The 11,723-nt window shown below is 61.7% G+C and carries 9 protein-coding genes and 2 pseudogenes; 2 read left to right on the forward strand and 9 right to left on the reverse strand.

Annotated features, from left to right (window positions below; all coding sequences use genetic code 11):
- Window positions 1-1,118, forward strand: a pseudogene (locus tag Q427_RS15930) (NCS2 family permease); the annotation flags it as partial.
- Between the two features lie 407 nt (window positions 1,119-1,525).
- On the opposite strand, the gene Q427_RS15935 reads toward Q427_RS15930, so the two are convergent.
- The 3 genes from Q427_RS15935 to Q427_RS15945 all read right to left on the reverse strand — a co-directional run bounded on the left by Q427_RS15935 (window position 1,526) and on the right by Q427_RS15945 (window position 5,305).
- Window positions 1,526-1,993, reverse strand: a complete 468-nt coding sequence (locus tag Q427_RS15935) for a Spy/CpxP family protein refolding chaperone (RefSeq protein ID WP_043515702.1) — start codon at window positions 1,991-1,993, stop codon at window positions 1,526-1,528.
- Window positions 1,994-2,069: 76 nt separating this feature from the next.
- Window positions 2,070-3,407, reverse strand: coding sequence for an MATE family efflux transporter (locus tag Q427_RS15940; RefSeq protein ID WP_051496441.1), 1,338 nt, complete (start codon window positions 3,405-3,407; stop codon window positions 2,070-2,072).
- 116 nt (window positions 3,408-3,523) lie between these two features.
- Window positions 3,524-5,305 carry a putative bifunctional diguanylate cyclase/phosphodiesterase gene (locus Q427_RS15945; protein WP_051496440.1) on the reverse strand — a complete coding sequence of 594 codons (1,782 nt, stop codon included), beginning with the start codon at window positions 5,303-5,305 and terminating at the stop codon, window positions 3,524-3,526.
- Window positions 5,306-5,621: 316 nt separating this feature from the next.
- On the opposite strand from Q427_RS15945, the gene Q427_RS15950 reads away from it, so the two are divergent.
- On the forward strand, window positions 5,622-6,416 hold the full coding sequence (locus Q427_RS15950) for a 2OG-Fe dioxygenase family protein (protein ID WP_043515705.1): 795 nt from the start codon (window positions 5,622-5,624) through the stop codon (window positions 6,414-6,416).
- Between the two features lie 93 nt (window positions 6,417-6,509).
- Here Q427_RS15950 and Q427_RS15955 read toward each other — a convergent pair whose 3' ends face one another.
- The 6 genes and pseudogenes from Q427_RS15955 to Q427_RS15980 form a co-directional block, all read right to left on the reverse strand.
- Window positions 6,510-7,094: a YceI family protein gene (locus Q427_RS15955; RefSeq protein ID WP_043515707.1), complete on the reverse strand. Its 585-nt coding sequence runs from the start codon at window positions 7,092-7,094 to the stop codon at window positions 6,510-6,512.
- 74 nt (window positions 7,095-7,168) lie between these two features.
- Window positions 7,169-7,723 carry a cytochrome b gene (locus Q427_RS15960; protein WP_043515710.1) on the reverse strand — a complete coding sequence of 185 codons (555 nt, stop codon included), beginning with the start codon at window positions 7,721-7,723 and terminating at the stop codon, window positions 7,169-7,171.
- A 186-nt stretch (window positions 7,724-7,909) separates the two neighbouring features.
- Entirely contained in the window at window positions 7,910-9,106 is a 1,197-nt protein-coding gene (locus tag Q427_RS15965) for an O-succinylhomoserine sulfhydrylase (RefSeq protein ID WP_043515713.1), read from the reverse strand.
- A gap of 72 nt (window positions 9,107-9,178) precedes the next feature.
- Window positions 9,179-10,701: pseudogene (gene purF, locus Q427_RS15970) on the reverse strand (amidophosphoribosyltransferase).
- A 123-nt stretch (window positions 10,702-10,824) separates the two neighbouring features.
- Complete coding sequence (locus Q427_RS15975; protein ID WP_043515715.1) at window positions 10,825-11,397, reverse strand: CvpA family protein; 573 nt, start codon at window positions 11,395-11,397, stop codon at window positions 10,825-10,827.
- Window positions 11,398-11,413: 16 nt separating this feature from the next.
- Window positions 11,414-11,723: SPOR domain-containing protein (locus Q427_RS15980; protein ID WP_043515717.1), on the reverse strand; the 310-nt coding region annotated here is incomplete at its 5' end.

Genomic DNA, 11,723 nt, shown 5'->3' on the forward strand with positions numbered 1-11,723 from the left:
CTGGTGGGACGCTGGGTGCAGTACCACCTGCCTCGTGCCGCCATGCTCGGGGCCGTGGCCGGTGTCGCACTCACCTTCATCGCCGGCGAGATGCTGTTCAAGACCCTGGAGATGCCGATCGTCGGCCTGCTGGTGCTGGCCATCATCATCATCGGCCTGGTCGCCAGGGTATCCATGCCATTCCGGATTCCCACCTCGCTCTTTGCCATCGTGATCGGTACCGCCATGGCCTACCTGATCGGCGATGCCGGCGGTGAGCGCTTCAGCGATGCCTTCACCCATCTGGCTTCTACCCGCTGCTGCCCAACCTGGCCTGGCTCGAGGGCCTGGGCCTGTTGTTCACCGGTATGCTGGCGGTGCTGACGGTGGTCTTGCCGATCACCCTCTACAATGCGATTGAAACCATGAACAACGTCGAGGCCATGGAAGCCGCCGGTGACAAGTATGACGTCCGCGAATGCCAGGCCGTGGACGGTGCCGGCACCATGATCGGTGCGCTGTTCGGCGGTGTCTTTCCCACCACCGTCTACATCGCCACGGTAGGCGCCAAGTGGATGGGGGCCGGTCGCGGCTACAGCATTCTCAACGGTGCCGTCTATGCCATTGCCACCATGTTCGGCCTGATTGCGGCCTTGGCCGCCATCATTCCCGTATCGGTGGTGGCACCGATCCTGGTGTTCGTCGGGATGTCGATGATCGCCACCGCCTTTCAGAGCAACGATACGCGCTATTACCCCGCCATTGCACTGGCCATGCTGCCTTACTTCGCCAATTACGTCATGACACGCTTCAATCGTGGGGCCGGCGATGTGGTTGCCGATATTTCGGGAGGTATCGTCGCCATGGGCCAGGGCGCCATGTTCATGGCCATCTTCATCGGCGCGATGACCGTATCGGTGATCGACCACCAGTTCCGTCGTGCCGCCGTGTTTGCCGCCATCGCAGCGGGGTTCTCCTTCGTGGGCCTGATGCATGCACCCGAACTGGCCTTCAATGCGGCCTCCGACTACACCCTGGGCTATCTGGGCATGGGGGTGCTCTTCCTCTACTTCGCCTGGCAACAGGAGCGCCTTGCTGCTCCACGACCGACACCCGCCACGCCTCCCGCTGCCGACTAGGCCTGTCGCCCGCTCAACCACCGAAAAGGCCCTGCCGGGTTTACCCGGCAGGGCCTTTTTTCGGGTTCATCGCAGACCGGCGTGAAGCGGGCGGTGTCACTGGCGCTGATGATCGTCGCCGGCCATGACAGCCTCCGCCAAGGCGCCTGACGGCGCCAGTCGCGATGCGGAGCAGCGCTCCTACAGCTGTTTTTCCAGCCTTATCAGACAATTGCCACCTTGTAGGAGTAGCTTCAGCTCGCGATGGGAGGCCGAAGGACTCCCGGCGGGGTTGCCGGTGCTGGCGAATACCACTGACGTGGGCAGCCTCCGCCGGGCGCCTGACGGCAGGACGCCACCAGGCTCACGGCCCGGTGGCGCCCATAGAAGACCCATCAGCGATTGCGCCCATCGGTCAGGCGGCTTTATTACTGCGCGGGCGGAGCTTGCTGCTGCTGCATCTGCTCCTGCATCTGGTTCATCTGCTGCTGCTGCTGTGCCATCACCTCTTCCAGCTGATTGCGCTGCTCTTCGGTGAAGACGGCTTCCACCCTGGCCTGCAGCAGGGTCGTCTCGGCGGCGAGCTCACCGGTCAGCTCACCCAGCCTTGTTGCATCCTGACGAATCGCTGACTCATCGAAATTCGGGACGATGTGGTCGCCCAGCCGAGTCTGAAGGGCCTGAGCCTCTTGCTCCTTGGGCTGCAGACGCTGTTGGGCGTCATCCAGAAGTCCACGAATTTCCTGCTGCTGGCCATCGTCCAGATCCAGCAATTCATTGAGCTGATCAACCTGGTCACCTTGTTGCGGCGGTGCCTGCATGGACTGCTGTGCCATGGCCGGTGATGCCATACCCAGTGTCACAAGGGCCGTTGCTACAAGCTTGACTAATGTCATTTATTACTCCGATTCGTCATGGACAAGTCTGTGGCTGAATGGCCACCCACCCTACCCCTGACAAGGGAAAACACAACTAGTTCGGCCCGTTGCTCGTGACTTCCGGCAGCGGCCGAACAGACCCGACGCCTTCCCTGCCACTGCCGCGGCGCTGGGGACTGCCCAGGATGCGCCGCAGCATATACCAGGCGGTCAATCCGGCCAGCAGATTACCGGCCGCCGCTCCCAGCGCCAAACCGGTGAGGCTTCCGAGCTGCGCCCCCAGCCATAGACAGGGCAGGTAGAAGAGAAAGAGTCTCGCACAGGAAAGCAGCATGGCCCGCAGTGGCCAGCCCAGGGCATTACCCGCCGAGACCACCAGCATGCAGACGCCGAGCAGGGTATAGCTCGGCAACAGAAACCGGATCAGGATAGCCAGATCATCGCGCACCTCGGGGTTGCCGGAGAGCGCCAACGCGACCCAGGGTGCTGCCCCTGCCATCACCACCCCGAGCCCCAGTTGCCAGACCATGACGACCTTGAGCGCCAGCTTCATGAGCCGGTGAATCTGGTCCCAGTCGCCCGCGCCATAGCAGCGCCCCAGCCAGGGAGGCAGGGACATGGTCATGGCCAGAACCACCATCAGTGACACCGTCTCGAGACGGCTGGCCAACCCCCAGGCCGCTACCGTGGTTTCGCCGAGACCCGCCACCACCGAGATGGCCAGCATGGCTGCCAGAGGGGGCATCAACTGGCTGATCATGGCGGGGCCCGCAATACCGGCGAAGGGGCGTGCCGAGCGAACCAGCTCCCCTCCCAGACCACGACGCGACAACCAGTCGGTACCCACGAGGCGACGTCCCAGTACCAGCAGGCCACAGCTGAATGCCAGCGTCGTTGCCCAGGCGGCGCCGGGCAGTCCCAGCCCCTCCCAGGGCCCGATACCAAAGATCAACAAGGGATCGAGCGTCAAGTTTACTAGGCTGGTGATGACCATCAGCTTGCCGGGCAGTCGCGTATCGCCATGGGCGCGAAATAGACTGTAGCCAAAGTAGAGCGCGGCACCCAGCCATGCCGCCAGCAGCTGGGGTGCCCAGTAGGCTCGAATCAGCTCACGCGTGGCCGCATCGGCCCCCAGACGAGCGAATACCGGCTCCTGTACCCACCAGAGCAGCAGCGCCAGCAGTGCGATCAGGGCCGTACCCACCAGCAGAACCAGAAAGCCCAGTCGCCGGGCGCGTTCCTGTTCGCCTGCCCCCAGAGTGCGGGAAATCATCGCGGCAATCGCGATCCCCAGCCCGACCTGAACACCGATGACCAGGAACGATAGCGGGAAGGTGAAGGATTGTGCTGCCAGCGGCGCGGTGCCCAGCCGGGCAATAAAGGCACTATCCACCAGCTGAAAACCGAGCAGCGCCAGCACGCCGATGGCCATGGGCCAGGTCTGGCGCCACAGGGTCAGGCCCAGGGATGCTTGAGTCTTGTCAGCAGCGACCACAGCGGCTCCAGTCTGCAAGGGAGCCGGTATTCTACGTCAATGCACGCTGACGTTCAGTCCGATAGCCCCTCATGGCCAGGGACAAAGCCAGCCAGTAGGCGAACCACTTCTTCGGCCGGCATCGGCCGGTAGAAGAAATAGCCCTGTATGAGGTCACAGCGCATCTCCCTGAGCAGTGTCAACTGCTCAGCGTTCTCGACGCCTTCGGCGACAACCTCAAGGCCAAGACGATGGCCGATAAAGATCGCAGCCTCCATGATGGCCCGATCCTTGGGTTGATTCGGGGCGTCACGAATAAAGGAGCGATCGATCTTGAGGGCCGTAACTGGAAAATGCTTCAGGTAGCTCAGCGATGAGTAGCCGGTGCCGAAGTCATCGATGGCGATGCGCACGCCTCTATGATAGAGGCGTGTCAGCCCCTCGAGCACGCCCTCGTCAGCGTCAATCAGGACATTTTCCGTCAGTTCGATACCGATATCTTGTGGCGCCAACCCATACCGCGTCAGGCAAGACTCGAAACGCTCAAGGACGCCGGGACGTATGAGCTGGCTCCCGGAGATATTGATATCGATTCGATGTTCACCGAAGTTCATGCGCTTCCAGACCTGCTGCTGACGACAGGCCTCCTCCATCACCCAGTCTCCCAGACGATGGATCAGGCCAGATCGCTCGGCCAGTGGAATGAACTCGGCCGGCGCCACCTGAGGGCCCTCCGCTGGTTGCCAGCGCAGCAACGCCTCCAGGTTCTCGATCCGACCACTGGTCGCCGATACCTGTGGCTGATAATGCAGGGAGAACTCCCCCTTCTCCAGTGCCTGGTCAAGCTGTGTTCCAAGATCGTGCTGCCGCACCAGTTCATCGTGCAACTGCTGCTGAAAGTATCGCAGGCTTCCACGACCATCCAACTTGGCCCGGTTCTTGGCCACATCAGCATTACGGATCAAGTCCCGCGCCGTCAGTCCATTGTCTGGAAAGAGGGCCACACCGATACAGGCTGATATCTGTCGTTCGCGACCGTTCAGCACGAAGGGGGCACGAAAGACCCGTTGGACATTGCTCACCAGGCGCCTGATATCCGCTTCCTTCAGCAGGCCGGGAAAGGCCAGTACAAACTCATCGCTGGAGACACGAGCGATCAGGTCGGTTGCTCGTTGGCATCGACGCAGGCGATGTGCAAGGTCGATCAACAGGTAGTTCCCCTGCTCGTAGCCCAGCGCATCGTTGACCTCCACGAAGTGGTCGATATCCAGATATACCAGTGCCAGGTGATGCCCCTGACGCTCGCAGTCTTGAATCAGCAGCCCAAGCTCGTTTTCGAAGGTCTGGCGATTGAAGAGATGGGTCAGGCTATCGAAGCGAGTGGCAAAATCCAGGTCACGATGCGCTCGCTTCTGGTCGGCGAGATCCACGTCTACGCAGAACATCAAGGGGGAGTCGGTATGCTCCCCCAGCATAACGTGGTGGGAGAAAACCGGTACCAGTGCCCCGCTCTTGTGCTGGAGCTCCAGCTCTTCCGCCGGAATTTCAATATTATTCTGGATCCAGGCTCGATGGGCCTGGACAACACCCTCGCGCATGAAGTCTGGAATGATCAGGTCTTCCAGCAACTGACCTTGCGCCTCCTCGGCACTGTATCCGTAGAGTCGACTACTGGCCTCGTTCCAGTAGATGACGCGCCGATCGCGGTCATAGCCTTGAACCGCCACCTTGGGCAGGCTTTCCAGCAGGGCACGAAACCGGTGCTCGCTTTCCAGATACTGTCGCCGCAGCAAGTCCACATCATTTTCGCACGCGCCGGAATCAAGCCTGTCGAGCGAGGGCTCGGATTCGGTCATGTCACACCGGTCCTTGTGGCTCTCCTCCAGTGGGCACTCCGGCCCTCGTCTGCGACGGTTTTCGCGGCCAGTCATGAGGAACCTCATTCAGCGCAAAGGGTCGAAGCCAAGCTTTGTATAGGCTGCCTTGCTTACCAGCATGGGATATGTACAACTAATAGTTATACACTCACTGGTCCGGCAAGCCTATCGCGAAGCCACTATTTCTCACTACATTTCGTTGCTTTTTGCAACAAATGTTCTCATTTTTCTCCTGCTGCCTTGTTGTTTTCAACAGGCAACAACTGGGCAATTTCGCTCAACAGGAGAAATCATCATGAAACTTGATACGCTCAAGCACGGCTTTGATCACACGACCATGCCCGCCCACCCCTCGGCGGATTACTGGCCTGGAGACGTCATCGAATCACTGGCTCACCGACACTGGGCAAGAGCCGAGGTCCGTTCGAGGATTGATTTGGCCGCCTGGCAAGGCTATCTCGCCGACCTCCCCCGCGACCCTTACGTCAATCTACGCTGGAAGCGTATGTCATGGCTGACACTCAACGAGAATAATGATGTCGAGGACATGGGGGAGTGCCCCATGGCCCAGGGCGGCGCCTTCAACGATGCCGAAAGCATGGCCGACCGACTGCGCTACTATGCGCCTCTTACCCGGGAGTTCATATCGCGGCCGGATGTCAAAGCCTTCGTGCGGGCCTGGGCAAGGCTCTGGAGTATCGGGCCCCGGGAGCCGATCCTGATGCAGATTACGGGCGTACGCGGAGAAGGGTGTGTCGATCCACTCCAGGGCCAGGGCATTCACGCCGATGGCTGCAAGGCGCTGAGCATCATGGTTCTAAACAGGGAGAACGTCGCCGGAGCCGAAAATCATCTCTACCGTGACAAGGAGGGGAGGCATTCCCTACTGGATGCCACCCTGGATCCCGGTGATATTCTTCATCTTCGTGACGACAGAGTGTTTCATAGCGTCGATGGCATCAGGCAGTGCAATGTTGCGGCCCCCTTCGAGCGGTTTATCATCATCATCAACAGCCGCTTCGTGGATGAATTCCAGAACCGCATGCTGAGACGCCACTTCCCCGAAGCGGTGCTCAACGAGACTCACTGAAAGCTCCCGGAACGAGCCGTTTGAAGAAGAAATGCCCCCGAGGTGATCCTCGGGGGCATATTTTTTCCATAAGATCAGATGGGTAGCGCTAAATTACTGACGAACGCCTTCGAAGGTCACGTAGAGTTCGAGCTCGTGCATCACTTCCGGAAAGTCACTCATGTCGATGCCATAGTCTTCCAGCGTCAGCATGGTGCTGCCCTCGAAGCCGGCCCGATAGTTGCCCCAGGGATCCTCTCCCTCCCCCATCAGGGTGACCGGCATCTCGACCTCGCGGGTCTCCCCTTTCAGTGTCAGCTCGCCGGACAATACGCCTTCGCTGTCACCATTGGGGGTGAAGCCGGTGGTAACGAAGGTGGCGGTCGGGTAGTCGCCGGCACTCAGGAAGTCATCGCTGAGGAAGTGACGGTCGCGCTCTGCGTGATTGCTGTTGAGACTGGTGACGTCGACTTCCATCTCGACGCTGGAAGCCTCGAGGTTATCGGCATCGTAGTGGAAGCGCCCTTCGAAGGACTCGAAGTTGCCGAGGATGTACGAGTAGCCCAGGTGGTTGATCTTGAACTGGATAAAGGCGTGCTGGCCGTCGGTGTCCACGACATAGTCGGCGGCCTGGGCCTGGGACAGCGGGATCAGGGCAGCGGCGGTCAGTGCAGTAACGAGGGTTGTCTTCTTCAGCATGAAGGTCTCTCCTTGGGGATGAAACGACTCGGGGGTAATGGCGACGCCTGGGTGGCGCCATCGAAACGGACCGCTCAACCGCGGCGTGAACGCGACGGGTTGAGCATACGCGTCAGGGTGTCGTGCCGATCGAGGAAGTGGTGCTTGAATGCCGCCAGGGCATGGCCACCGGCCAGCACCATCAGTGCCAGGGAGCTGTACCAGTGAATCTCCCCGGCGATGGACTCCTGATTGGGCAGCCGACTGATCAGTGCCGGCACCTCGAACCAATCGAAGACACTGATCCCGCGCCCCCGGGCGGTGGAGATCAGGTAGCCGCTGATCATGACCACCAGCAACAGCCCATAGAGGGCAGTGTGGCCAAGATGCGCCGCCAGACGCTCGAAGCGACCGCCCTGGGCGGCAGGTGTCGGCTGCATGAAACGCCACGCCAGGCGCAACAGGGTGGCGAACAGCAGCAGCATGCCGATGGAGCGGTGCCACCAGGGCGCCAGGTTGTACCAGGCGTGGAAGTAGCTGAGGTCGACCATCCACCAGCCCAGCGCGAAGAGCCCGAAAATGGTGACGGCGCTGAGCCAGTGCAGTGCGATACTGATCAGGCCCCAGCCGGAGCGAGTGTTACGCCACATGCGACATCCTCGTTCGAAAAAACGAATCGTTCGCAAGCTTACCCGAGGGTGACAGGGAGGTCCGCTGAAAAAACCTGCATGTAACGTTCGGAAAAATCCCATGCTGCAACGCAAAGCAGCTGGAACTAATTGAGCATCAGACAATTCACTGGTGGAGCCGGCCGGGATACCGCCCCGGCCGCCGGCTCAGACCAGGGCGTCGAGGCCCCGGGCGAGGTCGCTACGGATGTCCTCGAGATTCTCCAGACCGACGGCCACCCGAATCAGCCCCTCCGCGATCCCGGCCGCGGCTTTCTGCTCCTCGGAGAGACGCCCGTGAGTCGTGGTGGCAGGATGCGTGATGGTTGTCTTCACGTCGCCCAGGTTGCCGGTGATGGAGAGCATTCGCGTGGCATCGATGACCGACCAGGCACCTTCACGCCCGCCCTTCACCTCGAAACCGAGTACCGCGCCGAATCCCTGCTGTTGACGCGATGCCAGCGCATGCTGAGGATGATGCTCAAGGCCGCTATAGTAGACCCGCTCCACTGCCGGATGCCGCTCCAGCCACTGAGCCAGCGCCAGCGCATTTGTGCAATGGGCACGCATGCGCAGGCTCAAGGTTTCAAGCCCCTTGGTGAAGATCCAGGCGTTGAAGGGGCTCAGGCAGGGGCCGCAGGTGCGTACCACACCGAAGACCTCTTCGAGTTCCTGGTTACGCCCGACCACCGCACCGCCCACTGCCCTGCCCTGCCCATCCAGGTATTTGGTGGCCGAGTGAATCACCAGGTCGGCCCCCAGTGCCAGGGGCCGCTGGAGAGCCGGCGTCAGGAAGCAGTTATCGATGGCCAGCAGCGCATCATGACGGTGGGCGATCTCGGCCAGCGCCTCGATGTCGACGACCTCCGACAGCGGATTGGAGGGCGTCTCGGCAAACAGCAGCCGGGTCTTGGGCGTGATGGCCGCCTCCCAGGCAGACAGGTCGGCGAGTTCCACATAGCGGGTGGTGATGCCCAGCTTGCCGAAATACTTGTCGAACAGGCTGACCGTCGAACCGAACAGCGAGCGGGAGGCGACGATCTCATCCCCCGCCGACAGCAGTGCCATGACCGTGGCCAGGATGGCCGACATGCCGGAACTGGTGGCCACGCAGCGCTCGCCCCCTTCCATGACCGCAAGACGCCGCTCGAAGGTATGCACCGTGGGGTTGGTGAAGCGCGAGTAGACGTTGCCGGCCTCCTCACCACCAAACTTCCGCGCGGCTTCCGCCGCACTGCCATAGACGAAGCTCGACGTGGGGAATATCGGCTCGCTGTGCTCCTGCTCGAAGGTGCGCTGGTGACCGGCGCGAATCGCCTGGGTCTCCAGCGCCCAGGCCGCTTCCGATGTCGGGTCGTCTTGCATGTTCGGTCCCATTCTTCTTGGCTACAGTGATAGAGAGCTCTTGGCTACGGTGGTGAAGAGCGTGATAGCCGATCAATCGTCGATGTCGTCGTCCTGGTTGTGCATTCCCACCAGCGCGTGACCACCCGTGCTCTGCTGCTGCTTGGCCGCGTCGTTGCGCGATGCCTCGAGGGCCGACAGGTAGCCGGCATCGATATCGCCGGTGATGTAGCGACCGTCGAAGACCGAACAATCGAAGGTGGCCAGTTCCGGGTTCACCTCACGACAGGCCGCCTTGAGGTCGTCCAGGTCCTGATAGAAGATCCTGTCGGCGCCGATCAGTTCGCCCACCTCCGCTTCGCTGCGCCCATGGGCAATCAGCTCCGTGGCGGCCGGCATGTCGATCCCGTAGACGTTAGGGTAGCGCACCGGCGGCGCCGCCGAGGCGAAATAAACCTTGTTGGCGCCGGCTTCCCGGGCCATCTGGATGATCTGCTTGCAGGTGGTACCGCGCACGATGGAGTCGTCCACCAGCAGGACGTTCTTGCCCTTGAACTCGATATCGATGGCGTTGAGCTTCTGGCGCACCGACTTCTTTCGCTGGGTCTGACCCGGCATGATGAAGGTGCGGCCGATATAGCGGTTCTTCATGAAGCCTTCACGGTAGGTCACGCCCAGGTGCTGGGCCAGCTCGAGGGCCGAGGTGCGAGACGTATCGGGAATCGGGATGACCACGTCGATGTCGTGTTCCGGCCATTCGTTGCGAATGCGATCGCCAAGCTTACGGCCCATCTGCATGCGGGTACCGTAGACATAGGCCCCGTCGAGGATGGAGTCCGGGCGAGCCAGGTAGACATGTTCGAAGATACAGGGCGCGAGACTGGGCCGGTCGGCACAGGACTGCGTATGGATATTGCCTTCCATGTCGACGAAGATCGCTTCGCCGGGCGCCAGGTCGCGGTGGAGTTCAAAGCCACCCACGTCCAGTGCCACCGACTCCGAGGCGATCATCACCTCCTGGCCGTTGCCCTCGTCGCGGGTACCGAACACCACCGGGCGAATGCCGTTGGGATCGCGGAACGCCACCAGGCCAAAGCCGTTGATGATCGCCACGGCCGCGTAGCCACCCCGGCAGCGACGATAGACACGACGCACGGCATCGAAGATGTCGCCCGGCTCAAGGTGCGGCCCCTGCTTGCCCAGCTCATGGGCGAAGACATTGAGCAGCACCTCGGAGTCGGAACTGGTATTGATGTGACGCAGATCGGAGGAGAACAGCTCCTGCTTGAGCTGATCCGAGTTGGTCAGGTTGCCGTTGTGCGCCAGGGAAATACCGTAGGGGGAGTTGACGTAGAAGGCTGGGACTCCGCCTCGCTGGACGAACCCGCCGTGGGATAGCGCACGTGGCCGATGCCCACGTTGCCCTTGAGTCGCGCCATGTGGCGAGTGTGGAAGACATCGCGTACCAGACCGTTGCTCTTGCGGAGCAGGAAGCGGCCTTCGCTCCAGGTCATCATGCCGGCGGCATCCTGTCCGCGATGCTGTAGCACTGTCAGAGCGTCATAGATCGCCTGGTTGACGGTCTGCTTGGCCAGAAGGCCCACGATACCGCACATTCCACCTTACCTCGCTGCCATGGGGGCCGGCCTGGGCCGGCTTGTCGTTCGCTTGTCGTTCGCAGTTCAGGGTCAATCGTCGAGAATCGGCTGGTCAGAGCCGATGTTGAAAACGGGTGTGTTTCATAGCGTTTGCTCGTCGGGGGCCTCGGGCTCGGCCGCTTCGCGGCCTTCGGGAAATGACAGGTTTCGCCACGACTCGGGCGTCTCCGGCACTCGATCCTCCCAAGCCTCGAGCTGACTGACCGCCCAGTCGCGCAGCTGCTCGAAGGCGGGCCTCAGCTCCGCCTCCTGCCAGGCTTGCAGCTGCGCCAGCGGTGTAAGCGTGATCAGGATGGTCGCGATGATCAGTATCGCCGTTCCCCGCGCCACGCCGAAACAGGCGCCGGCCACGCGATTGAAGAACCCCATGCCGACCCACTCCACCGCTGCATGAACCATGCGGATGACGATACCGCAGAGCAGGATGACGCCCAGGATCACCAGCACGAAGGCCAGCACAAGACGGCCATCGGGGTTGTCGATGAAACCCGACAGCAGATCCGCCACCGGTTCGGCCAGCAGTCGTGCTGCCAGCAGGGCGATGATCCAGGCGGCGAGTCCGAGCCCTTCACGAATCAGTCCACGCATGAACCCCGCCAGGGTCGACACCGCCAGTACGCCGAGAAATATCCAGTCGATCCAGGTCAGTAACATGGGCTCACTCTCTGCATCACTCCCTCACCCGCACCAGCAGCCCCTGAAGGTTGGCCTGCTCCTTCAGTTCGGCCATGGCACGCTCGCCGGACTCGGATGAGTCATAGGGCCCGACGTATACCGTGGTCATGTTGTTGTCCCGGCGACGGCTATAGACAGAGAAGCCCTGCTCCTCCAGTTGGGCGTGAAGCCGCTCGGCATTGCCCGGCTCGCCGAAGCTGCCCACCTGTACCGCCCACTCACCGGCGGGAGTCGCTGGCGTAGCGCTCGGTGCAGGGTCGGCCGGCTGGCTGTCCATCCGCTCGGATGCCGCACGGGCCAGGTCG

Source organism: Halomonas sp. BC04 (assembly GCF_000568385.1).

Bases quoted from the DNA above. Each gene is read 5' to 3' on its own strand.
- Q427_RS15935 (WP_043515702.1), bottom strand. From the start codon at position 1,993: ATGACATTAGTCAAGCTTGTAGCAACGGCCCTTGTGACACTGGGTATG.
- Q427_RS15940 (WP_051496441.1), bottom strand. From the start codon at position 3,407: ATGGCCATCGGCGTGCTGGCGCTGCTCGGTTTTCAGCTGGTGGATAGT.
- Q427_RS15945 (WP_051496440.1), bottom strand. From the start codon at position 5,305: ATGACCGAATCCGAGCCCTCGCTCGACAGGCTTGATTCCGGCGCGTGC.
- Q427_RS15950 (WP_043515705.1), top strand. From the start codon at position 5,622: ATGAAACTTGATACGCTCAAGCACGGCTTTGATCACACGACCATGCCC.
- Q427_RS15955 (WP_043515707.1), bottom strand. From the start codon at position 7,094: ATGCTGAAGAAGACAACCCTCGTTACTGCACTGACCGCCGCTGCCCTG.
- Q427_RS15960 (WP_043515710.1), bottom strand. From the start codon at position 7,723: ATGTGGCGTAACACTCGCTCCGGCTGGGGCCTGATCAGTATCGCACTG.
- Q427_RS15965 (WP_043515713.1), bottom strand. From the start codon at position 9,106: ATGCAAGACGACCCGACATCGGAAGCGGCCTGGGCGCTGGAGACCCAG.
- Q427_RS15975 (WP_043515715.1), bottom strand. From the start codon at position 11,397: ATGTTACTGACCTGGATCGACTGGATATTTCTCGGCGTACTGGCGGTG.